Origin of the sequence: Streptomyces sp. NPDC059816, assembly GCF_042732055.1 — a bacterium.
Classification (GTDB): Bacteria; Actinomycetota; Actinomycetes; order Streptomycetales; family Streptomycetaceae; genus Streptomyces.
In genome coordinates, this window is the sequence record NZ_JBHWIQ010000019.1 from 32,013 (window position 1) to 56,913 (window position 24,901).

23 protein-coding genes, 1 tRNA gene and 2 pseudogenes are annotated in these 24,901 nt (G+C 70.3%); 10 read left to right on the plus strand and 16 right to left on the minus strand.

The features are described 5' to 3' along the window. Positions 1 to 535 precede the first annotated feature (535 nt). Positions 536 to 1,717, plus strand: a complete 1,182-nt coding sequence (locus tag ACFV88_RS24185; protein WP_385493924.1) for a questin oxidase family protein — start codon at positions 536 to 538, stop codon at positions 1,715 to 1,717. A gap of 21 nt (positions 1,718 to 1,738) precedes the next feature. Here the strand turns inward: ACFV88_RS24185 and ACFV88_RS24190 are convergent, their stop codons facing one another. Further along, positions 1,739 to 2,557, minus strand: a complete 819-nt coding sequence (locus ACFV88_RS24190; RefSeq protein ID WP_385493926.1) for a dioxygenase — start codon at positions 2,555 to 2,557, stop codon at positions 1,739 to 1,741. 440 nt (positions 2,558 to 2,997) lie between these two features. On the opposite strand from ACFV88_RS24190, the gene ACFV88_RS24195 reads away from it, so the two are divergent. Next, positions 2,998 to 3,468, plus strand: a complete 471-nt coding sequence (locus ACFV88_RS24195; RefSeq protein ID WP_385494073.1) for a MarR family winged helix-turn-helix transcriptional regulator — start codon at positions 2,998 to 3,000, stop codon at positions 3,466 to 3,468. Positions 3,469 to 3,682: 214 nt separating this feature from the next. Here ACFV88_RS24195 and ACFV88_RS24200 read toward each other — a convergent pair whose 3' ends face one another. After that, positions 3,683 to 5,236, minus strand: coding sequence for an MFS transporter (locus ACFV88_RS24200; RefSeq protein ID WP_385493927.1), 1,554 nt, complete (start codon positions 5,234 to 5,236; stop codon positions 3,683 to 3,685). Positions 5,237 to 5,473: 237 nt separating this feature from the next. Further along, positions 5,474 to 6,154 carry a TetR/AcrR family transcriptional regulator gene (locus ACFV88_RS24205; RefSeq protein WP_385493928.1) on the minus strand — a complete coding sequence of 227 codons (681 nt, stop codon included), beginning with the start codon at positions 6,152 to 6,154 and terminating at the stop codon, positions 5,474 to 5,476. Positions 6,155 to 6,626: 472 nt separating this feature from the next. On the opposite strand from ACFV88_RS24205, the gene ACFV88_RS24210 reads away from it, so the two are divergent. Beyond that, on the plus strand, positions 6,627 to 7,910 hold the full coding sequence (locus ACFV88_RS24210; protein ID WP_385493929.1) for a M6 family metalloprotease domain-containing protein: 1,284 nt from the start codon (positions 6,627 to 6,629) through the stop codon (positions 7,908 to 7,910). Positions 7,911 to 8,253: 343 nt separating this feature from the next. Beyond that, positions 8,254 to 10,695, plus strand: coding sequence for an N-acetylmuramoyl-L-alanine amidase (locus ACFV88_RS24215; RefSeq protein ID WP_385493931.1), 2,442 nt, complete (start codon positions 8,254 to 8,256; stop codon positions 10,693 to 10,695). 346 nt (positions 10,696 to 11,041) lie between these two features. Here the strand turns inward: ACFV88_RS24215 and ACFV88_RS24220 are convergent, their stop codons facing one another. After that, on the minus strand, positions 11,042 to 11,428 hold the full coding sequence (locus ACFV88_RS24220) for a cupin domain-containing protein (protein WP_385493932.1): 387 nt from the start codon (positions 11,426 to 11,428) through the stop codon (positions 11,042 to 11,044). A gap of 60 nt (positions 11,429 to 11,488) precedes the next feature. Between ACFV88_RS24220 and ACFV88_RS24225 the strand changes: the two genes are divergently transcribed. Both ACFV88_RS24225 and ACFV88_RS24230 read left to right on the plus strand, forming a co-directional pair. Continuing rightward, positions 11,489 to 11,962, plus strand: a complete 474-nt coding sequence (locus ACFV88_RS24225; RefSeq protein ID WP_385493934.1) for a MarR family winged helix-turn-helix transcriptional regulator — start codon at positions 11,489 to 11,491, stop codon at positions 11,960 to 11,962. Positions 11,963 to 12,127: 165 nt separating this feature from the next. After that, positions 12,128 to 12,203, plus strand: a tRNA-Arg gene (locus ACFV88_RS24230). Positions 12,204 to 12,245: 42 nt separating this feature from the next. Here ACFV88_RS24230 and ACFV88_RS24235 read toward each other — a convergent pair. After that, positions 12,246 to 12,698, minus strand: a complete 453-nt coding sequence (locus ACFV88_RS24235; RefSeq protein WP_385493935.1) for a tyrosine-type recombinase/integrase — start codon at positions 12,696 to 12,698, stop codon at positions 12,246 to 12,248. On the opposite strand from ACFV88_RS24235, the pseudogene ACFV88_RS24240 reads away from it, so the two are divergent. Then, positions 12,591 to 13,124, plus strand: a pseudogene (locus tag ACFV88_RS24240) (mobilization protein); the annotation flags it as partial. The gene ACFV88_RS24235 and the pseudogene ACFV88_RS24240 overlap by 108 nt on opposite strands. Positions 13,125 to 13,230: 106 nt before the next feature. Then, complete coding sequence (locus ACFV88_RS24245; RefSeq protein ID WP_385493937.1) at positions 13,231 to 14,316, plus strand: phosphotransferase; 1,086 nt, start codon at positions 13,231 to 13,233, stop codon at positions 14,314 to 14,316. Here the strand turns inward: ACFV88_RS24245 and ACFV88_RS24250 are convergent. From ACFV88_RS24250 to ACFV88_RS24295, 10 genes are all read right to left on the minus strand, one after another. Continuing rightward, entirely contained in the window at positions 14,313 to 15,344 is a 1,032-nt protein-coding gene (locus ACFV88_RS24250; RefSeq protein ID WP_385493938.1) for a glycosyltransferase, read from the minus strand. The genes ACFV88_RS24245 and ACFV88_RS24250 overlap by 4 nt on opposite strands. A gap of 6 nt (positions 15,345 to 15,350) precedes the next feature. Beyond that, the gene (locus tag ACFV88_RS24255; protein ID WP_385493939.1) at positions 15,351 to 15,965 is read right to left on the minus strand and encodes an AAA family ATPase; all 615 of its coding nucleotides are present in this window, start codon (positions 15,963 to 15,965) and stop codon (positions 15,351 to 15,353) included. Beyond that, on the minus strand, positions 15,959 to 16,873 hold the full coding sequence (locus tag ACFV88_RS24260; RefSeq protein WP_385493940.1) for a PIG-L deacetylase family protein: 915 nt from the start codon (positions 16,871 to 16,873) through the stop codon (positions 15,959 to 15,961). The genes ACFV88_RS24255 and ACFV88_RS24260 overlap by 7 nt, the downstream gene beginning before the upstream one ends. Further along, positions 16,870 to 17,601 carry a glycosyltransferase gene (locus ACFV88_RS24265; protein WP_385493941.1) on the minus strand — a complete coding sequence of 244 codons (732 nt, stop codon included), beginning with the start codon at positions 17,599 to 17,601 and terminating at the stop codon, positions 16,870 to 16,872. Before ACFV88_RS24265 ends, ACFV88_RS24260 begins: the two co-directional genes overlap by 4 nt. Continuing rightward, positions 17,601 to 18,479: a phosphotransferase gene (locus tag ACFV88_RS24270; RefSeq protein ID WP_385493942.1), complete on the minus strand. Its 879-nt coding sequence runs from the start codon at positions 18,477 to 18,479 to the stop codon at positions 17,601 to 17,603. The genes ACFV88_RS24265 and ACFV88_RS24270 overlap by 1 nt, the downstream gene beginning before the upstream one ends. Beyond that, positions 18,476 to 19,363, minus strand: coding sequence for a glycosyltransferase (locus ACFV88_RS24275; RefSeq protein WP_385493943.1), 888 nt, complete (start codon positions 19,361 to 19,363; stop codon positions 18,476 to 18,478). Before ACFV88_RS24275 ends, ACFV88_RS24270 begins: the two co-directional genes overlap by 4 nt. Positions 19,364 to 19,428: 65 nt before the next feature. After that, the gene (locus tag ACFV88_RS24280; RefSeq protein ID WP_385493945.1) at positions 19,429 to 19,623 is read right to left on the minus strand and encodes a hypothetical protein; all 195 of its coding nucleotides are present in this window, start codon (positions 19,621 to 19,623) and stop codon (positions 19,429 to 19,431) included. Next, on the minus strand, positions 19,620 to 20,066 hold the full coding sequence (locus tag ACFV88_RS24285; RefSeq protein WP_385493946.1) for a recombinase family protein: 447 nt from the start codon (positions 20,064 to 20,066) through the stop codon (positions 19,620 to 19,622). Before ACFV88_RS24285 ends, ACFV88_RS24280 begins: the two co-directional genes overlap by 4 nt. Before the next feature lie 194 nt (positions 20,067 to 20,260). Continuing rightward, positions 20,261 to 21,463 carry a helix-turn-helix domain-containing protein gene (locus tag ACFV88_RS24290; RefSeq protein ID WP_385493947.1) on the minus strand — a complete coding sequence of 401 codons (1,203 nt, stop codon included), beginning with the start codon at positions 21,461 to 21,463 and terminating at the stop codon, positions 20,261 to 20,263. A 90-nt stretch (positions 21,464 to 21,553) separates the two neighbouring features. Further along, positions 21,554 to 22,207: an HAD-IA family hydrolase gene (locus ACFV88_RS24295; protein WP_385493948.1), complete on the minus strand. Its 654-nt coding sequence runs from the start codon at positions 22,205 to 22,207 to the stop codon at positions 21,554 to 21,556. A gap of 332 nt (positions 22,208 to 22,539) precedes the next feature. Here ACFV88_RS24295 and ACFV88_RS24300 point away from each other — a divergent pair, with 332 nt between their 5' ends. Next, positions 22,540 to 23,061: an SLATT domain-containing protein gene (locus ACFV88_RS24300; protein WP_385493950.1), complete on the plus strand. Its 522-nt coding sequence runs from the start codon at positions 22,540 to 22,542 to the stop codon at positions 23,059 to 23,061. A gap of 2 nt (positions 23,062 to 23,063) precedes the next feature. Continuing rightward, positions 23,064 to 23,942: a hypothetical protein gene (locus ACFV88_RS24305; RefSeq protein WP_385493951.1), complete on the plus strand. Its 879-nt coding sequence runs from the start codon at positions 23,064 to 23,066 to the stop codon at positions 23,940 to 23,942. Positions 23,943 to 24,516: 574 nt separating this feature from the next. Here the strand turns inward: ACFV88_RS24305 and ACFV88_RS24310 are convergent. Beyond that, positions 24,517 to 24,840: pseudogene (locus ACFV88_RS24310) on the minus strand (transposase); the annotation flags it as partial. Positions 24,841 to 24,901: the final 61 nt, after the last annotated feature.

Genomic DNA, 24,901 nt, shown 5'->3' on the forward strand with positions numbered 1-24,901 from the left:
CTTCCGAAGGAAACAACGACTGGAATCCGGACAGAATTCCCATGGCGCTCGTCGATTTCTCTGATCATGCAGTATCCTGCGGCGCCACAAGGGCATGACTGAGCGCGCTTCCCACGGATACGCAGGTCAGGACGGTGACGGGGCGGGTTCACTGTGCCGTCAGAGAATCCTGGGGCGCCTGGTGAGACCTGCCTCACGTTCGTCGGGTCGACCGCGTCCCGGAAGGTAGGTGCGGTCCGCTTCCCGACCTCCCGTCCGTCAAGACGAACCGGGTCACGAATTAGTTGCCTCGTCGCCGTTCGACCCACCGATCGGTCGATCGCCACCCCAGCAGCGCCCCCGCCCCGACCACCCATCCCACCTCACGGCCGGCACACCCCTCAGCCGCTCTCGACCACGCCCCCCGTTATCTTTTTCGCGGTCCTGCAACGGGACCGCTGACCTCCGGGCCCGGCATGGCTGTGTCCCCCTCCTGCCCCGGACCTACGACTCCAGCCCGTTACGGTCGGCGACCGTCTGTTCTACGGTGCCGGGCATGACCCCACTCCCTCACGGACCCGGCACCCCGGAGAGCACTACGGTCAACGGCACCACCGCGCCCCTCCACGACGAACCGCCCGCAGATTCCGCGCCCGACCGCAGCGGCACGCTCGACGAGGCGCTGGAACGGCTTCACGCCTCGGGGCCGGAGCGGTTGGGCTGGCTGAGCAACCACGCGCCCATGGCAGTCGAGGCACTGGTCAGAGGCGGTCAGGCGCAGGTCGTGCACCGATGGTTGGACGCGTACCGCGACAGGTTGGAGGACATGCCCGCTTCATACGCGCGGGTGACAGGTGACAACTGGCCACAGGCCCTGGGCGACCCCCGCCGGATCACCGACTGGACGGACTTCTTCGTGCGGGAGTGCGCGGAGCGACCCTGGCGAGCAGTACTCGCCGAGTGGTGGCCGCGGCTGCTTCCCGGCATCGCGGGCGGCGCGACGCACCCCGCGATCCGAGTGGGACACGCCGTCCGCACCCTGCTCGCGGACGAGACCGGCGCACCGTCCGCCCCCTCGGCTACCGGAGCGCGCACCACGACGGAACCGGCGACGGGTCCACGGCTCGTGGAGTTGGCCCACGGGCTCGGTTACTGGGCCGCCCGGCACCAGCCGCTGCCCGCCCTCGCGACGGGCCGATCCGTCACGACGGCACCGGCCGCGCTGGACGCCGTGCCGCGGGTCGCCCGGCAGGACGGCGGCATCAAGGACCGGCTGGCCCAGCTGACCGCGTTCCCCGCATGGTCGGCCACCGCCACCACCGACCCGTACGAGGCCCGCGCCGCGCTGACCGAGCTCGTCGCCGCCGCCGTGCACCGCTACGCCACCCACGGACACGGGGCGCCGGTGATGCTGGTGCACGCGGCGACCGCGCCGAACGCCGTACTGCGGACCCTGCCCGCGCTCCCCCAGGCATGGTGGCCCGTGTCGCTCGCCACGGCGTGGGCGGCGAGCGCGGCGGTGACCGCCGCCTACAGCCCCGGGTCCACGGACCCGCACCCTGCGGGGACGGCGGCGCCGTCTGGGGGCGCGGCAACGGCGGCGGAGCTGTTCGCGCGGGCCGCGGCACACGGCGACGACCACACCATCAAGTTCGTCGACACCGCGATCGACGTGGGCGGTCCGCTCGCCCTGGCCGCGGCGCGACGGGCGATCGACCTCAACGAGCCGGTCTTCTAGCGGACCCGCGGCCGAGCCGTCTCAACCGAACTGCACCGATCGTTTGGCGAGTCCCATCCAGAAGCCGTCGATCACGCTCCGCTGCGCGTCCAGGTCCCCGGCCGCGTCGGCTGCACCCATCGTGACGAAGAGGGGGGCGAAGTGTTCCGTACGGGGGTGGGCCAGGGCGCCGGCGGGCGACTTGACGGTGAAGTCGAGCAGTCCGTCGACGTCACCCGAGTCGAGGGCGCGGTGCCCCCAGTCGTCGAACTCGACAGACCAGCCCGGCACCCCGCCCGCGTGCCGCAGCGCCGCGAGGTTGTGGGTGAAGAAGCCGCTTCCGACGATGAGCACCCCTTCGTCGCGCAGTGGTGCGAGCTTGCGCCCGACGTCCATCAGCTTGCGCGGGTCGAGGGTCGGCAGGGATATCTGGAGCACCGGGACGTCGGCGTCCGGGTACATCTCGACCAGCGGCACGTAGGCACCGTGGTCGAGACCACGGTCCGGGATGTCCTGGACCGGCACCCCAGGGGCGCGCAGCAGTCGGCGTACCGATTCCGCGAGCTTCGGTGCGCCGGGCGCGTCGTAGCGCACGGCGTAGTAGCGCTCGGGGAAGCCCCAGAAGTCATGGACGAGGGGCGTGCGCTCGACCGCCCCGAGGGCGAGCGGGGCCTCTTCCCAGTGTGCGGAGACCATCAGGATCGCCCGGGGGCGCGGCAGGTCCGCGGACCAGGCGGCGAGCTGTCCGGGCCAGACGGAGTCGTCGGCGAGCGGGGGCGCGCCGTGGCTGAGGTAGAGCGCGGGCATGCGGGGCGTGCTGCGGGGCTCCGGGTGGGCCGGGTGGGCTGTGACGGGGGTCATGGTGACGGCTCCGGGGTGGGCGGGTGGTGAGACGCGTGGGTCCTTAGCGGCTCGACGCCAGGCCAGCGGGATGTTTGAAGGCCCAGCATGCTTGAAGTCTCAAGTTCTTCCCTCCGGTCGAGGCTACGCCCATTTTGTTTAACGTTCAAGAAGGAGCTCGTACAGTGGGAAACATGACGACGGCACCCTCACCGCCACCCACCCCGTCCACCCCGTCCACTCCGTCTGCTCCGTCCACGCGGTCCACGCGGTCCGCGCCCAACGCAGCGGTCCCGGACCAACCCCCAACCGCCTCCGCCGCCCCGCCCCGGCGACCCGCCCGGCCCGTGCAGCCGGCGGAGCCCATATCCACGGCGCACCCGGCGCACCCCGGGCACACGTCACGCCCCGGGCACACGTCGGAGGAGGCCGAGCCCGGGCGGCCCGCCGAGCCCCGTTGGCTGAGCAGCGAGGAGCAGCGGGTGTGGCAGGCGTACCTGAGCGCGACGACCCTGCTGGACGATCACCTCGACCGACAGCTCCAGCGTGACGCGGGCATGCCCCACCTGTACTACGGCTTCCTGGTCCAGCTCGCCGAAGCGCCGAGGCGCCGGCTGCGCATGACGGAGATGGCGCGGGCCGCGAAGATCACCCGGTCGCGGCTGTCCCATGCGGTCGCCCGGCTGGAGAAGAGCGGTTGGGTCACCCGGGAGGACTGTCCGTCGGACCGGCGGGGCCAGTTCGCGGTCCTGACCGACCAGGGGTACGAAGTGTTGCGGCGCACCGCGCCGGGCCATGTCGAAGCCGTGCGTCAGGCCCTGTTCGACCGGCTCACACCCGGTCAGCAGCAGTCCCTCGGCGAGATCATGGAGATCGTCGCCGACGGGCTCCAGCCGAAGGACGCCGGGGCGGACCTGCCCTGGCTGCGCTGACCCGCGCGCCACGACCACCCGCGCGGAACACCCCGTACGTTCCGCGCACCCGGGCCCCCCGCCCGCCCGCACGCCCCGTACACCCGCACGCCCCGTACACCGGCGTGCCCCGTACACCGGCGTGCCCCGGGCCCACACGCGCGAGGGCCCGGGTGCGGGGACCAAGGGAACCCAAGATGGTCCCTTCCCTGCACCCGGGCCCTCCGCACCGGACTCAGTGGGCGATGACCGGCACCTTCAGCTCGTCCCCCGCGTCGCCCTTCGCGGAGTCCGCGTCCGGACCGTCCGCGTCGGGCAGCCCCGCGTTGATCATCGTCAGGGCGATGATCGCGGAGACGACGAGGATGCCCACGGCGAACCAGATCGCGCTGGTGTAGCCCTCGACCATGGCCCGCAGTTCCACGAGCTTCTGTGCCGACGGGGAGTTCGCCGAGGCCATGTGGTCCTTGACGTAGGCGGTCGTCGCGGACGCGGCGACCGTGTTGAGCAGCGCCGTGCCGACCGCGCCGCCGACCTGCTGCGAGGTGTTGACCATCGCGGAGGCGACGCCGGCGTCCCGGGGCTCGATGCCGTACGTCGACAGCGACATGGCCGGCATGAACGAGGTGCCCATGCCGAGGCCGAGCAGCAGCATCGCGGGCAGCAGCAGGGCCGCGTACGAGGAGTCGATCTCCAACTGGGTGAGCAGCAGCATGCCGACCGCCGCGACCAGGAAGCCGGGGCCCATCAGGGTCCGGGCCGGCACCCGGGTCATCAGTCGCGCACCGATCTGCGTGGAGCCGGCGATCATGCCGACGATCATCGGCATGAACGCGAAGCCGGTGCTGACCGGGGAGTACCCCTTGACGATCTGGAGGTAGTAGGTCAGGAACAGGAACAGGCCGAACATCGAGATCACGGCGAGGCCGAGCGACAGGTACACGCCGGCACGGTTGCGCTCGGTCAGGACGCGCAACGGCAGCAGCGGCGCCTTCACCTTGGACTCGACGACGACGAAGGCGGCGAGCAGCGCCACGGAGGCCACGAACATCACGATGGTGACCGTGTCCGACCAGCCTTCGGACTCGGCGCGGGTGAAGCCGTACACCAGCGCGACCAGGCCGAGCGTGGACAGCACCACGCCGGGGATGTCGAGCGGGGCGCGGTTGCGGGCGTCGGCGCGTTCGTGGATGACGAGGTAGGCGCCCACCGCGGCGACCGCGGCGAAGGGGATGTTGACGTAGAAGGTCCAGCGCCAGTCGAGGTACTCGGTGAGGACGCCGCCGAGGATCAGGCCCACGGCTCCACCGCCACCGGCGATGGCACCGTAGATGCCGAACGCCTTGGCGCGCTCACGGCCGTCGGTGAACATCACGGCCAGCAGCGACAGTGCGGCGGGCGCGAGCAGTGCGCCGAAGACGCCCTGGAGTGCGCGGGAGGCGAGCAGCATCGCCTCGTTCTGGGCGGCGCCGCCCAGGGCGGACGCGAGGGCGAATCCGATGAGTCCGGTGATGAACGTGTTCTTGCGGCCCCACAGGTCGGCGATGCGACCGCCGAAGAGCAGGAGGCCACCGAAGGCGAGTGCGTAGGCGGTGATGACCCACTGGCGGTTGCCGTCGGATATGCCGAGGTCCGTCTGGGCGGACGGCAGGGCGATGTTCACGATGGTCGCGTCGAGCACGACCATGAGCTGGGCCAGGGCGATGAAGACCAGGGCTTTCCAGCGCAACGGATCGACGGTCGGGCGGCCCGGATCTGTCTCGGGCTGCGACGGGGCGGTTTTTGACATGGAGGTACCCACCTAGGAACTTCGTGCGGAGAGGGGCGAGGAGTCGGCGTGTGGAGGGACCGTGCGGGTGTGCGCACGGAGGGGCGCGATCAGCGGTCGGCGGAACGGTCGGGCGGCGGTGCGGGCGGACGTTCGCGGCGGGAGTCAGGTCGTCAGGCGTCGTCCTGGTCGCTCCGGGTCACCCGGGCCGGCCGTGGGGCGGTGCGGGTGCGGCGGAGTGCCGCGGGCGGTGCCGGGCTACCGCTCCGTCGATCGCGTCGTGCTGACCGTGCAGGGCTGGGTGCGGAGTTCCTCCAAGGTGATGGGGGTACCGGGAAGTTCGGAGCGGGCCGGGGCCATCAGCCCGTCGAGGAACACCTGGAGCTGGCGCTGGGCGAAGCTCCGGCTGCTGGCGGCGTCGCGGCCGGGAAGCGGGCGGGTGAGCTGACCGACGGCGAGCAGGAGGTCGGTGACCGCGATGTCGGGGCGGAGTTGGCCGCTCGCCTTGGCGCGTTCGAGGAGCGCGTCGACGAGCTTCTCGATGCGGTTGCGGGTTTCGACCAGGGTCGGGTGGTCGGCGTCGAAGTCGTCGGCGAGCAGGGGGCACAGGGCGCTGGTGCGGACGTCCACCGACTCGTGGACGAACGTGCACAGGGCGGCGAACGGGTCGCGGTCGTCGGCGAGCGCGGCTTCCGCGAGGTGCGAGATGTTCTGGAAGACGTGGCAGACCACCCCGTGCACCAGGGACCGGCGGTCGGGGAAGTGTCGGTACACCGTGGCGTTGCCGACTCCCGCACGGCGGGCGATCTCGTCGATGCGGACCTGGGGGCCGTCCTCGACGAACATCTCCCGGGCCGCGACGACGATCCGCTCGCGGTTGCGCAACGCGTCGGCGCGCGGGCGGGGCGTAGGACGGGGCGCGCTGGTCGTGGTTGCCACGGCGTACTCCTCACACTTTCGGCGGACGGGTGCGGTGCTGGTGCTGGTGCTGACGGTGGTGCGGTGCGGTGCTGGTGGTGCGGTGGGCCGATGGCGGCCGGTGCCCCGGGGTGACGGTTCCTGGAGCGGTGGCCCTCGGGTCGTCGTCGAACCGGAGCCGGACCGCTGTGGGTGTCCGTCAGCTACTCGCCCCCACCGAAGCGGGGAAGTACTCCCCGCTTCATCGGAACACTAGCTCAAACGGGGAGTGTGTCCCCACATATTTCCCGAGCCCCTGTGACCTGCACCACACCCCCGCGGGGAGTGCTTCCGGGCGACCGACCGCAATGCCCCCGCGCACCCGCCGTCACACCCTTCCCACGGAGAAACCCACGATCGGTCCCGCTCAGCGCGCGCGGGCGGGCGCCCCGGCACAGGGTGGGCAGAGGGCGCAGCCATATCGGGCGGCTGCCGCGCAGGGGAAGGCCCAGGTATGCAGACGTCCAGCCGTCGGATACGCAGGCCGCGCCGCGCGGCGGTCCTCGCCTCGATGACCGCGCTCACCCTCGCGGTCACCACCTCGGCCAGTACCGGGCGGTTCACCCAGGGCTCCGCGACCGCCGCCGGACCGACCTCCCAGTCCGCCCGGAACGCGATGATCGGCCCCTGCATGATCAGCGCCACGCTCGACGTCCAGCTGTCCGAAGGCGTGCCCACCCCGCCCGGATACGCCCGCTCGACGGGGACGGTGCGGGCACTGAACCTGATGGTCGACTTCCCGGACGCACCGGGCGAGGGCACGGCCGCGGAACGACTCGCGGAGTTCTTCCCGCAGACCCAGAAGTGGTTCGCCACCGGTTCGTACGGGCGCCTCGACTACCGCGCCGAAGCGCCGCTGAAGGACTGGCTGCGCATGCCGAGGCCCTTCGCCGAGTACACGATAGAGCGCGGCGCGCCCTTCGAGCCCGGCTACCGGCAGCTCGTCGACGACATCGTGACGGCGGCGGATCCGGAGGTGGACTTCGCCGCGTACGACCTGGTGAACGTGCTCGCCACCCCGAACGCGGGGCCGCCGGCCCTGGAGACGGTGCTGTCGGTGACCTTCGCCGGCAATCACGAGGCCCCCGTCGCGGACGGGGTGCCGATCTCGAACGCGTCCTTCGTGTACAGCCGCCAGGACGACGGTTCGGGTTCGTACGAGGAGACCGGCTACCGGGTGCTGCCGCACGAGAACGGGCACGTCTTCGGCCTGCCCGACCTGTACACCCAGGAGGGCGGCGGGGCCGTCGGGCACTGGGACATCATGAGCGAGGACTGGGGCGCCAACAACGACTTCCTCGGGTGGCACAAGTGGAAGCTGGGCTGGCTGGACGACGACCAGGTCCGCTGCGTCACCGGCCGGGGCACCATCGAGTACACGCTGTCGCCGCTGGCCCGCAAGGGCGGGCCGAAGCTGGTGTTCGTCCCGCTCGACGGCACGTCGGGCATCGCCGTGGAGGTGCGCACGAGCGAGGGCAACGACGAGGCGGTGTGCAAGGCGGGTGCCCTGGTCTACCGGGTGGACGCGGAAGTGGACACCGGACGGGGGCCGGTGACGGTGCACGACGCGACGCAGAACAGCGGGGGCTGCACCCGACGCCCCAATGTGCACGCCGAGTTGTCGGACGCGACCTTCGCGTCCGGAGAGGCCTTCGAGGACGCGGATTCGGGCGTGCGGGTGGCGGTCGGCGGAGTGGACTCGTCCGGCGACTACACGGTGCGCATCACCCGTTCCTGAGCCCCTCCCCTCTCCCCGCGGGGCTGATGCAGCCCCGCACGCCAGCGCACGCCCCACTGGCCCCACGCGACCCCTACTGCATCGCGCACCCCACCGTCTGAGAACATTTGTGCGTACCCGGGTACGTGAACTTCACACGTGCGACGGAACGGGCAGCGGAGCGAACCCATCGGAGCACGCCCCCCGCGGGCACGGCGTTCGACGGTTCGGGCCGACGCCTCCCGTCGCGTCCGCGCGGCCCGAGTGCGTGACACGTCATGGGCAGCCGCACACACGTGCCGTCCGCTGGATTCCGCCCGCCGCCGCTCTCCGGGCCGGGCGCCTTCCTCACCGGGGGAACGATTTGAAACCGCAACGCACCCTGTGGATCGCCGCAGCCGTGGCCACCGCGACCGTTGCCGGAGTGCTGACGGTCCAGGGCTTGGGCGAGGACTCCACGGCCGGCAAGGGCAACGGTACGGACACCGCGACGGGACCGGTCACGACCGATGTGCACAAGGCCGAACTGAAGCGCTCGGCGGACGGGCGCACGGCCGCCCTGGGACGGCGCGACACCGATCCGTTCAGCATGCTCGGCATCACCTGGACCGACCCCGACGCCCGGCTGAACGGCACGATCGAGGTGCGCACCCGGTCCGCGGCGAACGACGAGTGGACCCCCTGGGTCGACGTCGACACCGAGGCGGAAGCCCGCAACGAGGCCGGTGCCCGGGTCGGACTGCGCGGCGCGAGCGAACCCCGCTGGGTGGGCGCGTCCAACGGCGTCGAGGTGCGGATGACCGCGGGCGGCACCACCCGCACCGGGCTCCCCGAGGGGCTGCGCCTCGACATGATCGACCCGGGCGAGGGCCCGGGCGAGGGCAAGTCCACGGCCACCCGGGCAGCCGGGAACGGCTCGGCCTCGATCGCATCCGACATCGAACCCGCCGCCTTCGCCCTGACCGGGGAGGACCTCGGACAGGTGCCCGGCGCGGACCCGAGCGCCCCGGTCCCCGAGGGCTCCTCCGTCCCGACCGTCCCCCACAACCCCACTGCCACCCCCACCGAGCAGCCGAGCCAGCCGCCCGCCACCAGCGAGGCACCCGTCCCCTCGACGCCCGCCACTCCGTCCGGTGAGCCCGCTCCCGGGACCTCGGCACCCGGCACGGACCCGGGCACCACACCCCCCACCACCCCCTCCGCGCCCAGCAGTTCCGCCCCCGTCACGCAGCCGCCCTCGTCGCCCCCGTCGAGCAGCGGCCCGTCCACGCCTCCGGCCCCGCCGTCCAGCGCGCCGAAGCCGCCGATCACCTCGCGGGTCGCATGGGGCGCCGACGAGGGCCTCAGTGCGGAGGGCCCGGAGTACAACCCGGACGTGAAGGCCGTCTTCGTCCACCACACGGCGCAGACCAGCACGTACGCGTGCACGGACTCCCCGAAGATCATGCGGGGCCTGCACACGTACCACGTGCAGACCGTGGGTTGGAAGGACCTCGGCTACAACTTCGCGGTCGACCGGTGCGGCACCGTCTTCGAGGGCCGCAAGGGCGGCGTGGACCTGCCCGTCCTCGGCGCGCACACCTTCGGTTTCAACCGTGAGTCCGCGGGCATCGCGGTCATCGGCGACTGGGACAAGCAGGCGGCCCCCAGCGCGGCGGTCGCCTCCGTCGCCCGGGTCGCCGCGTGGAAGTTGGGCCAGTACAAGGCCGACCCGACCGGCACCGTCAAACTCAAGGCCGGGGCGAACGGCGGCAACCACCAGGGCACCAAGTTCACCTCCGGACAGTCGTACACCTTCCCGCGGGTCTCGGGTCACCGCGACGGCTTCAACACGGTGTGCCCCGGCGGTCAGCTGTACGCGCAGCTGCCCACGATCCGCAGCTACGCCGGCGGCGCCGTGAGCGGACTGACCGTCAAGTCGGTCACCGGCGCGGGCCTGTCCGGCTCGACCTACTACGCGAAGGGCGCGGTGACGGTCGGCTGGTCGGCGTCGACCCCGTCGTCCTTCGTGCGACGGTACGAGCTGCTGGTCGACGGCAAGGTGGTCGCCACCACCGCTGCCACCGCGACCTCGGCGAAGGCGACGCTCGCGCCCGGCACCCACACGGTGCAGGTGCGGGCGACCCACATCTCGGGTCGGGCGAGCACCTCCGCGACGGCGACGATCGTGGTCGACGCCACGGCCCCCTCCTTCTCCACCAAGCCGGCACTGACGTTGCGCGCCGGCACCGTGAACACCGCCGGCGTTCCGCTGACCCTGTCCTGGAAGGCCACCGACAAGGCGGCCCTCAAGGAGGTCCGGCTGACCGCCCCGACGGCCAAGACGTACGGCCCGACGACGACGAGCGCCCCGCACACCGCGAAGTCCGGCTCGGCGACGAAGTGGTCCATGACCGCGTACGACCGGGCCGGCAACACCGCCGCGGCCAGCGTCTCGGGCACGCCGGTGATCCTCCAGGAGTCCTCCGCGAAGAAGACCGGCGCCTGGTCCAGCAAGTCGTCCAGCAGCTACCTGGGCGGCAAGTCGCTCGCCTCGTCCGCCAAGAACGCCTCCCTGACGTGGACGTTCACCGGTCGCTCGGCGGCCCTGGTGGTCTCCCGCGCGGCCACCTCCGGTCAGCTGGACGTGTACGTGGACGGACGCCTCACCAAGACGGTCGACCTCAAGTCGTCCGGCACCAAGTACCGCGACGCGCTCTGGACCCAGTCCTGGTCATCCAGTGCCAAGCACACGGTGAAGATCGTCGTGAAGGGCACGAAGGGGCGCCCCGCGGTCACCACGGACGGCTTGGTGTACCTGAAGTGAACTGACCCCGCGTCCGGCCGCTGCCCGAGCCGCATCCCCGGCTCGGGCAGCCCCACCGGTCCCACTGGCCCCGTCCGGCCCATCCGGCGCCCGCCGTCCGCACGTTGGCGTCGAGGACCTCCGGAATGGTCTATGCTTGATCTTGAGCCGGTCACCGGAACTCCCGGTAGCTGGACATGCGTTGGTCGTCCAAGGAAAGACGCCCCACTTCCTGTGGGGAAATGCAGGTGCAAGGCCTGCCCAGCGCTCAACCAAGGGCCCTGCTCCGCACGTAGTGCGGAGCAGGGCCCTTCACCGTTCGTGTCGCACGCGTCGTTCGCGGACGGGGACGCCCCTCGGCCCGATGTCACTCGGCCCAGGGAAGCGAAATCCTGTCGTCGCTGCCCGGTATCACGGCCCGGCCCCCGACGACCATCGCGACCAGCGCCTCCGCGGCGCCGCCCACGGCCGTCAACTTCCGCACCGCGCCCGCAGGAAGAACGAGCGCCTGGCCGACCCCGGCCTGTTCGACGCCACCCTCCACCTCGGCCTCGAACCGCCCCGCCAGCGGCATCCACACCTGCTCACGATCGATGACGTGCACCGGGGTGGACGCATCCCCGTCGAGCGCCACCCGCCAAGTGCTCAGCTCGGAGCTGCCCTGACTGGGGCCCGCCAGGGCGAACATCGAACCGGCGGGCGTGACGGTCGTCCGCTGCCGACTCTCACTGACCACGTACACAGAACCTGTCATGTAAAGCTCCTTTACTCAAGCTAAGTAAAGCCACTTTATTGACTGTGTCAAGATGGGCCGATGGAGACCCGTGACCCGCTCGAGCGCACCGAGCTCACCTTCCTGCTCGGGATGACCTTCCAACTGGTCCTCTCCGAGTTCGTGAGCCGCCTCGACGCCGCCGGGTACGACGACCTCCGGCCCGTCCACGGCTTGGTGTTCCAGGCCCTCCGCGGCCCGGGCGCCACCAGCAGCGAACTGGGCGAGCGTCTCGGCGTCACCAAGCAGGCCGCCGGCCAGATCATCGACGATCTGGAGGAACGGGGTTACGTCGAACGCCAACCGCACCCCGCCGGCGGCCGACGCAAGCTCGTCGTCCTGACGCCGAAGGCCCTGGACCACCTGTCCGTGGCCGGCAGGATCCTGCACGAGCTCGAAGCGCAGCTGGCCGACCGGCTCCGGGAGGCCGGTCTCCAGCTCCCGCGGGCCGAGCTCGCGGCCATCGTCCGGGCCCTGGCCGGGGCCTCGATCCCGCCGCTCCGCCCCGTTTGGTGACGATCGCGGGAGCGGGGCAGGGGTCCGTCTCGGGGGCTCCCCCTCAGCCGGTCGCACCGCCCGACCGGGGCGAACGCCCCTCCTCGCACGAGGCGCCTGCCGGGGTCAACCCACCCGCTACACTGACGGCGGTGGCACGGCCCTCCTCGGCCGCACCGCCGCAGCGCCTTCGTAGCTCAGGGGATAGAGCACCGCTCTCCTAAAGCGGGTGTCGCAGGTTCGAATCCTGCCGGGGGCACCAAACGCATGGCCCTGACCTGGGGTTTCTCCTCAGGGAAAGGGCCTACTCGGCCCCGGACGTCTCGTCCGGGGCCGTTTGCGTGCGCGTTGCGTGAGCGGACGGGGTGGCAGCCCCCGAAATTTCCCCCAACCGATCAGCACCATCCGGCACGTCGCGAGGGGCGCGTGCACGCGGGACGAGACGGGCCGCGGCCTCGGCGATCGCGAGATCCGCTTCGGGAAGCAGGCTCGTGTACGCGTCCGCCGTGATGGTGATCGAGGAGTGGCCGAGCATCTCCTGGATGTCCTTCAGGCCGGCTCCGGCCGCGTGGGCGAGCGTCGCCGCGCCGTGGCGGAGATCGTGGAGCCGGACGGGCGGGAGCCCGATCTCCTCGTACAGCTCGATGAGGCGATGCTGCTGGACGCCGCCCTCATCGCCGTGGCCTTCGCCAAGCACTGGCACCGCACCCACCAGCACGCCCAACAGGAGGCAGCAGCCCAGCAGGCCCTCGTCCACCTCCAGACCGCGTACGCCCAGCTCGCCGTCCCGGTCCTGGACGATCTCGCCCGTCGCGCCCCCGGTATCCAGACCAAGCAGCGTTACGCCCGCCACCTCCAGCAGGGCGTCCCCGAGCACGCCGTTCGCATCCTGAAGGACCCCGCCTGGGACGCCCTCGCCACCGTCCTCGCCGACGCGGAGACAGCCGGCCACAACCCGTCCACCCTCCTCGACCAGGCCCTCGGCCAACACGCTCTCGATGACGCCCGCACCCCAGCCCGCGCCCTGACCTGGCGCATCCCCGCCTCGGGGAAACGCCACGCACCCGGCCCCCTCGCCCAGGCAGCCATGGCCCGCAGCACCACACTGCTCCCTGCCACCCCGGTCCACCCGCCGGCGGCCACACCGGCCGCCGTACAGCAGCCGCAGGTGCGGCGGCGTTGACCGACCCTCGTGTTCCCTGGGGGAACAGGGAAAGCGTTCCCTCGGGGAACACCCGATTCGTTCCCGCAGGGAACGGGCGCGTCCCGCCGAGGCAGACCAGTGATCCTTGTGCGTCTGCACGGCCGACTCCCGTATCGTCGCCAGGGTGACCGACGCGAACGTGGCGGACAGGACGCACCTCCCCGCAGACGATCTTGCCGAGCTGATCCGGGCATACGACATCGACGAAGTGCTGGACCGACAGCACCTGGCCGATGGCCTCATGAACGTGAACTGGCGGCTGGACACCCGGGCCGGGAGGTTCGCCCTCAAGCGGGTCACGGACGTGCCGCTCGATCGACTGCGTCGCAACCTCGCGGTCCTTCCCGTCCTGGCTTCGTACGGCGTTCCCGTATGCGCCCCGCTCCCCACCGTCCACGGCGATGTGATCGCCGAGGTCCGCGGTGGCGTCTACTGCCTCTTTCCCTGGTCGGCAGGGGAACACGTTCGCGGAACTGACCTGTCGCTGACGCAGACGTACAAGCTCGGCACACACCTCGCGGGACTCCATACGGCACTCGGCCGTGCTGTCGATGAGGCTGGGATGCCCGCAGTGCCGGCCTCGGTCACCGCTGAGGTGACCGAGGCCGGCCGAGCCGTCCAGAAGGCTGACCGGCTTGCCGGAGCCGTGTCGGCCCGGGGCGCAGGCGACGCTTTCGACAGGGCCGCGGGGACTGCCATCGAAGAGCGCAAGATCCTCCTCGACAAGCACGCCCACCTGCGCCCCGAGGGAGACACCCCTGCGGGCCCGCATGGCTGGACGCACGGTGACTTCCAGTACCGGAACCTCCTCTGGGCGGACGGCGGACTGGTTGCCGTCCTGGACTGGGATCGGCTGGGAGTCCGCCCGTACGCGGAAGAAGTCGTTCGTACGGCGCAGGTGCAGTTCGGGGTGGAGGGCGTGTTCGACCTGGAGCGGGTGGCTGCGTTCGTGGCCGGCTACCAGTCGGTGATCCCGTTGGAGTCGGCCGATCTGGTCGACGCCGCGCGGCGACTGTGGTGGAAGCGAATGACGGACTTCTGGCAGCTCGAGTTCCACTACGACCGGGGCGACCACTCCTGCGACGAGTTGTTCCTCGCCGACGAGGCGCTTCTTCACTGGTGGACGGAGCGGCTCGACGTGGTGGAGCGGGCATTCGCCGGATCTGCCTAGAGCCCCAGCTCCTTAAGCTCGGGCAGGCACGGTCGCGTGAACGTGACCGCCTGACGCCGGGCCCTCATGCCCAGCGCCTCGTGGTCCGCCTCTCGGATCGCGTGTGCCCACGTCTCGGGGCCGGCTGTGCTCGGCAGGACGATTCCGGCGTCGCCGATGGCTTCGGGGATGCCGCCCCGGTCGGTCCCGATGCTCGGGACGCCGTGGAACGCGGCCTCGACGATCACGCGGGGGAAGGCATCTTCCACGGTGGACGGGACCAGCAGCAGGCGATGGCTGCGGTACAGAGGCCCCATGTCGTACACGCGGGGCACGTACGTCACGTTCGGGTAGGCGGCGAAGTCGGCGGCGGTGTCCCACCAGCCTTCGACCAAGGTGAAGTGCTGTTCCGGCATGAGACGGATGAGCTGGTGCAGTAGCTCGGATCCCTTGGCGGGGATGGGGTTGATCATGAGTACGGACGCGGTGCGGGCCTCGCCCGAGCACTCCCCGGGCAGCGCGAACGGCGGGTACATCACGGCGAGGCGGGTGCCAGGCGTGTGGGGTGCGCGTTCCCGGACGAAATCCGACACGGCGAGGCCGTAGTGGGGTCGGCCGGCGAGGACCCCCAGGCCGGTGGCGGAAACGGAGTGTAGGAGGCCAGCGACGAGCGCGGTCGGTCTGGCCTGCGCGGCGAGCTGCGCCGAGCCTTCCTGCGAGGTGAACACGACATCGGGGCTGAGGTCTCCCAAGAAGCTGCCCAGCGCGTGCTCCACGTTGTTCTGCATGAACGCCGCACACTCGACCCCGTTCCACCGGTAGTGCAGGGTGCCGTCCGCCTCGTCGTACGGGACGCGATGCCTGTCGAGGTGGGCGCGCATGTCGGGGAGCTGGGTGGTCGCGTCCCAGGGCGCCTCGTGCGAGCCGAGGTAGGTGACGTGCCACCCGGCGGCGGCGAGTTCTTCGGCGAGGAGCTGTTGGGTGACCTCGGCGCCGCCGATGAGGAACGGGGGCGGGGTGCGGCGCCAGGCGAACAGGGCGGTGGGCATCCTCCTTCACCTCGCCCAGAAGGTGACGAGGGCTTCCACGGCCTGGGCCACATCGTCCTGTCCCGCGTCGGCGGCCAGGACCGTGAGCTCTCGCGTCACTGGCCGACGGGGCATGTGGACGAAGTAGTCGCGGGCGTGGCTGAGGAAGCCCGGCTCGTGGAGGAAGTACTCGGACTCGGCGGCGGTGTGGCCGACGGTCTTGCGGCGGAGGTGGAGCGTCTCCGCCGGTACGTCGAGGTAGAGGGTGTGGTCGGGGTGCAGGAAAGAAAGCGTCTTGAGGCGGTCGCGGAGCTGGTGGTGGACGCCGTACCCGAACAGCGCGTCCAGGGCGTACGCGTGGGCGAGGAGGGTGTCCACGGAGCGGTCGAGGATGACGAGCTGCCTGCCGCTCGCGGCGGCCTCGGCGAGGCGGGTCGCCTCGATCTCCATGAACCTCTCGAAGGCGGCGAGTTGGGCAGCGGCCGAGTCGGTCCGGGCCGGAGGGATGTCGTCGCGGTGGGCGATGTGCCTGACGTAGCAGTCCGAGACGAACGCCCGCGAGCCGAGGGCGATGCGGCGGAGGTGACGTATCGCCGTGGACTTGCCTGCGTAGGAGGGTCCCTCCAGGGCGATGATCAGCACGTCGACTCCTCCGTCCGGTAGAAGCGTTCGGCGTACGGGCCGGGCCCGTCGACGAGGTCGGCCGCCGTGGTGAAGGCATGCCGGATCGGCCGGTACATCTTCCGCGCTGGGTGCATCTGCGAGCCGTGCATGCGCAGGACGGTGACCTTGTCCAGGACGACGTCGGTGATGTCGACCAGCTCGGGCCGCATCGTCGCCCCGGTGCGCGTACGGAACAGGTGCTGGTCGCAGCCGGCGAGCGCGTACGTCGACCAGAACGCGAGGTCCTCCCAGAACCAGGTGCAGCCGAGGCGAACGGCGGCCTCATGGACGAGGAGGTGGTCGGGGTGGCGGGTGACGGCAGCGGGCGCGAGGAGTTCGGCGCCGGGGTGGGCCGCGGCGACCCGACCGAGCTCCTCGGTGACCTGGTCAAGTACCTGTGGGTCGTAGGGAAAGTACGGCGGCTCGGCGTCCTTGTGGCCGAGGAGGTGCCGGCGGGCGGCGAACGGCGCGAGCGCGGCGGCACCCTCCCGGTCGCGCAACTCGGACACGATGTCGACGTCGGCGTACGTGGCCTCCAGGGCGGGGTGCACGCTCCGGGACCGGGTGAAAACGCTGACCACGGTCAGCGGTCGGGGGCGGGCGAGGAAGGTTCCCGAGGCCGACAGGGCGAAGTCGTCGTGATGGGGTTCGATGACGAGGACCGGGCGGCCGGCGGGGGTGCGCGCCTCGATGTAGTACGGGACGCGGGTGTGGGGTGCGCTCACGTCCAGGATGCGGTGGTCGTGGTTCCGGTGGCGGGCGGCGAGCTGCTGGGTGTGCGTCTGGTGGGCGCGGTGGAGGTCGTCAGGGAAGGTGTAGATGCCCTGCCCGTCCGGCACCGGCAGGTCGACCAGGAACTGGGGCTGCACAGGAGTCTCCTTCGTCATCGCACGGTCGTCTCGTACCAGTGGCGCCACATGCGAGGCGACCGGAGGCGCAGGCGGGCGGTCACGGGGTTCTGCCACCAGAGCATCCGCAGGCTCGACCACTGGTCGTAGCGGCGGGTCGACGGGCGCACGCGCAGTTCGTCGAGGATGGTCACGGGCCGGGCGGTGGCCTGGCCGTGGGCGGTGAGGCGGGCGAAGAACTCCACGTCCTCGCTCATGAACAGGTCGTCCCGGTACCCACCGATGTGGTGGAAGGCGTCGGCGGTGCAGAACTGGTTGACGCCCTGGGCCCCGCCGCGCCGGGTGCGGTAGTGGTCCCAGTACGCGCACAGCAGGCGGGCGCCGAGCCGTTCCGGGGTGTAGAGCGGCGGGATGGCGCCGCCGACGGCCCCGGCGTCCATGGCGGCAGCAGCAGCGGTGACCGCCTCCAGGGGCAGAGCCACGTCCGCGTCGGTGAAGAAGAGCCGGCCGCCGCGGGCGGCTGCCGCTCCTGTGTTGCGGACCCGGCCGATGTTGCGGACGGACTCGGTGACGACGCGAACGCCGAAGGAGGAGGCCATGTCGGCGGTGGCGTCGGTGCTGGCGTTGTCGACGACGATCACCTCTCCCGTACGGCCGGTGATCTCCTCCCAGCGGGTGAGTGAGGCGAGGACGGAGGGCAGGTAGCGGGGCAGGTAGGCGGCCTCGTTGAAGGCCGGGATCACTACCGACAGGGCGGGGGTGTTCATCAGCGCGTCCTTTCCGGGCGGCGCGTACGGAAGAGGTGCGGGGTCCGTCGGCTGAGGTCGTCCAGGCGGCGGGCCCACAAGGCGCGGTCGTCTCCAGGGGAGGAATGCGCCCAGGAGCGCAGGGTGTGGAAGACGACCCAGGCGCCCAACAAGTGGTGATCGAGGGCAAGGGGGTAGGCATCGGTGACCGTGCGGGCCCGGAGAGTCGAGAGGACGTCGGTCATGACGAGGGTCTGGGCGACGTCGGATTCGCGGGGACCGGCCGCGGCGTCGGTGAAGTCGACCAGGTGGCGGATGGCTCGGGGGCCGGCGATCACGACGTTGTCGCCGTGCAGGTCGCCGTGGCACCACACGGGCGCCGTGTGGACGGCGTCGGCGATGGCGGCCAGCGCGGGCGCGATGCGGTCGAGGCTGCTGGGCGGGCAGCGGCGGCCCAGTGAGGTGACCTGCTCGTGGAGCGGCCGGCGCGGGGCCCACGGCCGGACGGGGGCCCGGTGCAGGCGGCCGAGCAGGCCGGCCAGGTCTTTCAGAGCTCGCTCGTCGGAGATCCGGCCGGAGCGCATGGCGCTGCCGAGGGTGAGCGGGCCGAGGTCGACAGTGACAAGGGCGGTCGCCTCGTGGCCTGGAACGTGGCCATATCCGATGAGGGCCGGTACGGGGACGTGATCGGCCACGGCCCGGATGGCAGCGCTCTCCGTGATCGCGTTGCGGCGTGCGGTCGCCGCGTACAGCTTGATCACGACACCGCGTCCGTCGGCCAGGCCCGCCCGGTACACGACGGTGCGCGTACGTGCGGACAGCCGGCGGGCGGTACGGGCCGGTACCCCGGTCAGGGCGAGGGCAGCGCGCGAGACAGCGGGCGGTACCCCCGCACTCACCGCACACCCGCCGGTTCCACGCCGACGGCACCCAGACGCCGGACGAGACGCATGGCCCCTTCCAGGTGCCGTCGGTATTCGACGACTTCCTCCGTGACAGGGCAGTCGGCCTGCCACGGCTTCTCGGGACCGACGAAGTGCACGAGGACGGCAGCCGAATCGGGCTTCGGCGACCGCGTGACGACCCGGCGAACCCAGTTCCCGCGTTCCAGGAATCGGCCGACCTCGAACCGGTTGAAACCACCGACCACCGGGCGCACTCGGCCGGATCGCAGAAGCCACAGGTTCAGGGCGTCCTGGTCGTTGTGGAGGATGTGGCGCCGGGCGTGGATCAGGGCCTGCTCGACGCCTCGGCGGATGCGGGGCATGTGGTCGGTGTGGGTCCAGAGCACGCCCGCGTTGAAGTACGGGCGTCCGCGCAGATGGGGCCAGCGCTCGGCGGCTCCGGGCAGCGCCGGGCACCCGCCGACGGTCGGGTTGAACTCGTCCCGCACGGCACCCGTCTCGTCCGGCGCGAGGGCGCCGAGCGGCTCGCTCACATCTCCGCGTACGAGTACGTCGGCGTCCACGTAGATCAGGTAGGGACGGCGGACGAAGCTCGGCGTGAACTCGAACCTCAGATAGGTGGTGACGGTGATGTACGAGGCGTCTGCCATGCGCGAGGAGCGCAGAGGGGCGCATCGACGGAGGTCGAAGGAGCCGAAGCCGGCCCGCTTGGCGAGGTCGGCGAGGAGGAGGGCCTGCGACGAGGTCAGGTCGAGGGTGAGCACCCGTACGGCAGCTTCGCGGCGGGCCGCCGGGGTGAGGCTGCCGGCCAGGCCGGCGAGGGCGGCGAGGCCGGGGACGAGGTACTGCTGGTCGATGCAGAGGCCGAACGCGTACACGGGGACTTCGCCTTTCAGGCGTGGTGCACGGGCGTGACGGAAGGGTCGGCAGCGAGCGCGGTCGCTCACGGCGTATCCCTGGCTTCGGAGCGGGCGAGAATTTCGAGGCTGTCGGGGTCGTCGGTCTCCCAGTGGGGCCCACCGCCGATCGGCGGCCGCAGCACCCACACGGTGCCACCGGCGCGGACGTCGGTGACGATCGCCCGCCGTCCGCCGCCGTCACGGACGAGGTCGCCGACCCAGGCGCGCCGGGCGCTCACGAGCCGCCCTCCTCGTACGTGCCTGTCTGCGTGAACCAGCCGGAGGCCGCGTCCGCGATGTCGCGGCGTCGACGGGCCTGGCCGGGGGTTCGACGGGTCGGGGTAGCGCTCGACGCGTCCGCGAGGAACCCTCCCCGGTCGCGGAGGAGAACACCGAGAGCCGCAAACTGGGCGGCGTCGGCGGCGACATGCGTCAGGCCGCTGACGACGACACCTCGGATCATTCCGGCGGACAGGGCGGCCGTGACGGCCTGCCAGCCCGGCCGCTCCATGAGCGGCAGCGACTGGGCGGGGTCGGACCAGACGCCGGCGACGTGCCAGTGCCGGGCGTCGGCGTAGTAGCGGCCCCGCTCCTCGCTCTCACCGAGGGCGGTGGAGGTGGTGGCGCAGGAGTAGACGGCGACGGGTACGTGCCCAAGGCCGCCGGGCGGGTTGGTCGGCATACCCACAAGGCTGCTGGGCTGCGGAGTCGGGGCCCAGGCACGGCCCGTCGCAGTGGAGAGACTCCGTATCCGGTCGGACCGCCACGCCGCGTAGCAGCGGAAGCAGGGGCGCCCGAAGGTGTGCCACGCCCCGTAGCAGTCGCGCTGATGGCGCGCCCGTACCTACTACGGACCGTGGTACTTCGGCTCGTAGGTCAACGCACGCCGAGGGGTACGCCCGCGGCGTTCGCCAGTCCTCGCAGTCGGCTGACGGACACCCCGGCGAGTCGACTGATGATGACGCCGGGAAGCAGCTGGTGACGCACCCATCCCGGGGCCATCGCGCAGACGGCCTGGAGGGTGTCGGCTGCGGCCTCCCACCGTCGGCATTCGACCTGGGTGAGCGCTACGTCCAGGCCGTAGCGGGCCCGGGTGGCCAGGGGCACCGTGTCGTCCAGGCGAACGGTGTCCATGAGCCGCAGCGCTCCAGCCGTATCACCGAGGGCCACGGCGATACTCATGGCCTGCGTTGCGGCGTACATCGGTCCGTACGGTTGGGCGTGCGCGCCACGGGCGTGTTCGTCCCCGATTCGGGCGGCGACGGCGTGCGCCTGGGAGAGATATTCGCGGGCGTTGTCCGAGCTCGCACCGCCTCGGGACGCGGCGACGGCGGCGTTCGTGACGAGCTGCCCGTACACGCTCAGCCGGTCCGGGTCGTGCTCGCTCATCTTGGGCTCAATCCGGTCGGCTTGTGCTGCGGCAAGGAGGAAGCCCTGCTTGGTCCGGCCGTCGCGGAGGTTGACCCACGCGGTGGTGGTGGCAAGGTGCGCGGCACGTAGATCGTCTCCGCCCTGCACGGCGATCTGGCGTCCGTACGTCAGCGCCGCATACGCCAGATCTCGTGATCCAAGCACGTTGGCGGCCATGCCCGCCGTCTGGAAGGTGTCGATCAAGACGCCGGCGGCGGCCTCCCGCTCATCGAGGCCCGCCATGTCGAACCTGGCCCGCGCCTCGGGCAGGAGCCGCCCAAGGAGAGTGCCGAGCTCGGTGTACCGGCCTCCCCAGTACGCGGCATCCGCGCGACGGACGACGGCGCGGAGCTCGTCGACGGTGCCCGGCTCGACCTCGGCGGGGATGCCGATGGCCGCGTCATGGGTGGCTGCGGAGACCAGACGTAACGCTGCCCGCTCGTCGCGGTCCATGGACCGCCGTGGCGCCTGCTGACCGAGGAGCACGGCGATGTCCGTGCCGAGCGCGTCGGCGATCGACAGCAGGGACGGCAGGGAAGCAGTTCCGCCGCGTTCGAGCTTGCGGACCACTCCGACGGACACGCCGGCCGCCTCCGCCAACTGCTCCTGTGTCATGCCGCCGCGCAGCGCCTTCAAGCGCTCAGAGGTGGTGTACTCCGACCACTGCATGCTCCAGAACCTCCGCGTGATGGGCCCCAAACGGACAGTACTGGCTGGAGCGGTGGAGCCGACAGCGTTTGATTCAGACCGCAGTTGGGTTCACGCGGCGAGCACCGCTGTGACACCGAGGAGGGCCTCCAACTCGGTCACGGCCTCATCCTCGTCCGTGCCGTGGACCGTGGCGATGCCCAGATCGGCGGCCGGCGGAAGGTTCACCGCGTGATCGTCCACGAACACGCACTGCTCGGCGGGCAGCCCGATCCGCTCCAGGGCGAGTTCGTAGATCGCCGGATCGGGCTTCGCCATGCCGACCAGCTCGGAGACGACGTGCACGTCGAACAGGTCCCAGATGCCGACGTGTTCGTACGGGTTGAACGGGTCGAGGCCGAAGCTGTTGGACAGCAGGGCAAGCCGGTGGCCGGCGGCACGCGCGGCACGCGTGAGCGCGACCATCCGGCGGGCCGCGGGCACCCGGGCCCAGGCCCGCCCCATCAGGTTCACCGGATCCACGTGCGCACCCAACAGCGCGGCCGTGCCCTCGTTCCACTCGGCCTGCCCGATCTCCCCGATCTCCAGAGCCGCATACAGGCGTCGGCCCTCAGGGTGATCGTTGAGAGTGCTGCGCCACGCGCCCGGAGCCAGCCCTTCCGACACGCACCAGGCGCGGTGGACATCGATTGGGCTGGCGGTAAGCACCCCGGCGAAGTCGAGGATCAGGCCGCGCCTGTCGGCGACATCAGTCCTGTGCGGCATCCGGCGATCGTTCCTTCCCTGATGGGTTCTCCCCGGCGACGCTACCGCGCATCGACCACGCGGACCGGCGAAGCCTCCCTCACCTATTCGCGCGAGCACCTGGCGCCCTGCCTGAAAGAACGCGTGGGCTGAGGGACACTCGATGGCAGCCACGGGCCGTTCATCCGCGTACTCGACGATCAGATGGGCGGAGCCCGCCTCCTGGACCAGGCCACCAACTGCCTCGCCCGGCGAACACCTCGCGATACAGGCAACCGGGGATCTACACTGACGCGCGCTCTTGTTGTCCGCCTCCACCCACCTCGCGCGGTGATTGGTCAAATGAGGTGTTCGTGTCCCTGATCCCCAACGACATCCCTGAGTCGCACCGAGCCATCGCGCAGGAGGCCGACCGCATCCACGAGAGCTCACTGTGGAGCGCCCAAGGCCAGTTCGAGCAGGCCAAGTTGTGGCGGCTCATCAACCTGGCTCTTGGCGTCCCGGCGGCAGCGCTCGCCGCCATCTCCGGTGGAACCGCCCTTGGCGGCGACCTCGGTGTCTGGCCCGGGGTGTTGGCTCTTATCTCGGCTGCGTTCAGCGCCACCCTCACTACCGTGAACGCGTCGCGTCGCATGACACAGGCCCAGGCGTCGGCGAACGCCTACCTTCAGTTGCAGACAGCCGCTCGCCAGTTCCTCACGATCGACCTGGCCGAGATGACCCGCGAGGACGCGCGGGACACGTTGCGCAATCTCACCAGCACTCGGGATGAGCTCAACAAGACGTCCGACCCGCCAGGGCGCCTCGCCTATAAGAAGTCCAGCAAGAACATCAGCGGCGGTGGCCAGAGCTACGCCACGGACGAGGAAGGGTAGGAATGGCGACGACCACGGCCAGCGCCTTTGATGAATTCAACACCAAAGCCACTCCAACCAGTTCGACTCGGGAAAAGGTGGACCAGCGGCGTGATGCTGTTGCGTCCGTTATCAAGGCGGCCTTCCCCTCGACGGCCAATGTTCAGTATCAGTCGCACAAGCTAATCGGCTCCCTTGGACGCAACACAGCTAGTAACCCCGTGGCTGATATTGACCTGATGGTTCACCTTCATGTCGACGATGACCTCTGGGCACGAAGCTATCGCGACGACTCCTCGGATTTCCTTTACCGGGTCCGCCGCAGCCTGAACAATTCCTCGACCGTCAAGAAGGTCGGTGCGAGAGGCCAGGCGGTACGCTTCTTCTACGCCGATGGCCTCTATGTGGACGTGGCAGCCGTCGTGAAGTACACAACTGGCGGGTACGGCATCCCTGACGGCTCGGGTGGGTGGCTTACTACCGATCCTGTGAAGCACGAGACGCATCTCAATGAGTGCAACGCCAAGTTGACCGGTGATCTAAAGAAAGTCATCCGGTTCACCAAGAAGTGGAACAGTGCTCACAGCTCGCGGCTCGCTTCGTTCCACCTGGAAATGTTGGCCGCGCGGACTTTCGTCACAATGGCCAACAACTCACGTGCGGCGTTGAGGTTGTTCTTTGACCATAACCACAACTTCCTGACAGTGAATGACCCCGCTGGATACAGTGGGGATCTGTCAACATACCTGACCCAAGCGAATCGCACTGCTGTCAACGACAGCCTCAAAACCGCTCGCGACAGGGCAGACCTGGCATTGGCCGCTGAGAACCGAGGCGACCATCGCGAAGCAATACGTCTGTGGCGAATCATCTTGGGTGACAACTTCCCGACGTACGGCTGAGCGAAGTTTGCACAGATCGCGGCATCAATCCCGCGCCGGCCACACGTAAGATCCGTCTGAACCAGCAGCGCCGATCACACATGTGAGCTCATTGATACCGTCCTCCAGACGCTCACGGACTTGCTTGAGTTATCAAGCAACGTAGAACGATAAGCCACTGAGGGCCAAGCGTAGCGTCCGCAAGGACTGCCAGGTCTTCACCTGCAACCTCAGTGACGTGGTGAACGCGAAGGCCGAGGTCACATCAGCTACACGTGCCGCGTCCTGTTCCAACGTCACGGCCACACGTTGCACCTCGATCTTGCCCAGCCGACGAAGAACTTCCGGGCAGAGCTCTGGCACGGCGACTGCGGAATCCGCCGCATGAACGTCCTCGACTACCTGTCCGGCCCGCGTCAGCCGTGGCTGCCCCCATCTTGAAGCTTCCGCCCCGTCCCCCGGTGTCGAAGTCGCCTACGAGGGCTGGGTGTTCCCGACGGGCGGGGTAGCTCTTGTGCGGGTGCTGGAAATCGGTCGCTAACGAGTTGGTGCGTGATAGCGGGCGAGGCGTGTTGGTCCGTTGGAGGACGCTGGCTCAGGCGTGAACGGTGCGGTCGGAGACGAGGCCGGCGATGACGCAGTAGGTGTCGGCCAGGCGGTCGCGACGATGGGTCCAGCGCGTCAGTTGCTTCCAGCGTTTGTGATCGGCGAGGGCGTGTTCGACGGTGATGCGGTCAGAGGAGTGCCCGTGGCGGTCGCGTTCCCACTGTTCGACTCTGCCGGGCAATGCTCCCGGGCGGGGTTTTCTGGGTGGTGTGATCGCTTGCTCGCAGTGGTCGCGGCTCAGGCCGAGGTAGCCGTCGTCCAAGAGGACCTCGACGTAGGGGAAGTGCTGGAAGCAGATGGCGATGCCTTCATTGCTGCCCCAGAGCACGGGCTCCGTCCGCGCGATGAGCCTTGTCAACGGCGTTCTCCAGATG

What these genes read in the sequence shown, in the direction of transcription:
- ACFV88_RS24185 (WP_385493924.1), top strand. Translation starts at nt 536, where the DNA reads ATGACCCCACTCCCTCACGGACCCGGCACCCCGGAGAGCACTACGGTC.
- ACFV88_RS24190 (WP_385493926.1), bottom strand. Translation starts at nt 2,557, where the DNA reads ATGACCCCCGTCACAGCCCACCCGGCCCACCCGGAGCCCCGCAGCACG.
- ACFV88_RS24200 (WP_385493927.1), bottom strand. Translation starts at nt 5,236, where the DNA reads ATGTCAAAAACCGCCCCGTCGCAGCCCGAGACAGATCCGGGCCGCCCG.
- ACFV88_RS24210 (WP_385493929.1), top strand. Translation starts at nt 6,627, where the DNA reads ATGCAGACGTCCAGCCGTCGGATACGCAGGCCGCGCCGCGCGGCGGTC.
- ACFV88_RS24220 (WP_385493932.1), bottom strand. Translation starts at nt 11,428, where the DNA reads ATGACAGGTTCTGTGTACGTGGTCAGTGAGAGTCGGCAGCGGACGACC.
- ACFV88_RS24225 (WP_385493934.1), top strand. Translation starts at nt 11,489, where the DNA reads ATGGAGACCCGTGACCCGCTCGAGCGCACCGAGCTCACCTTCCTGCTC.
- ACFV88_RS24250 (WP_385493938.1), bottom strand. Translation starts at nt 15,344, where the DNA reads ATGCCCACCGCCCTGTTCGCCTGGCGCCGCACCCCGCCCCCGTTCCTC.
- ACFV88_RS24260 (WP_385493940.1), bottom strand. Translation starts at nt 16,873, where the DNA reads ATGACGAAGGAGACTCCTGTGCAGCCCCAGTTCCTGGTCGACCTGCCG.
- ACFV88_RS24265 (WP_385493941.1), bottom strand. Translation starts at nt 17,601, where the DNA reads ATGAACACCCCCGCCCTGTCGGTAGTGATCCCGGCCTTCAACGAGGCC.
- ACFV88_RS24285 (WP_385493946.1), bottom strand. Translation starts at nt 20,066, where the DNA reads ATGCCGACCAACCCGCCCGGCGGCCTTGGGCACGTACCCGTCGCCGTC.
- ACFV88_RS24290 (WP_385493947.1), bottom strand. Translation starts at nt 21,463, where the DNA reads ATGCAGTGGTCGGAGTACACCACCTCTGAGCGCTTGAAGGCGCTGCGC.
- ACFV88_RS24295 (WP_385493948.1), bottom strand. Translation starts at nt 22,207, where the DNA reads ATGCCGCACAGGACTGATGTCGCCGACAGGCGCGGCCTGATCCTCGAC.
- ACFV88_RS24305 (WP_385493951.1), top strand. Translation starts at nt 23,064, where the DNA reads ATGGCGACGACCACGGCCAGCGCCTTTGATGAATTCAACACCAAAGCC.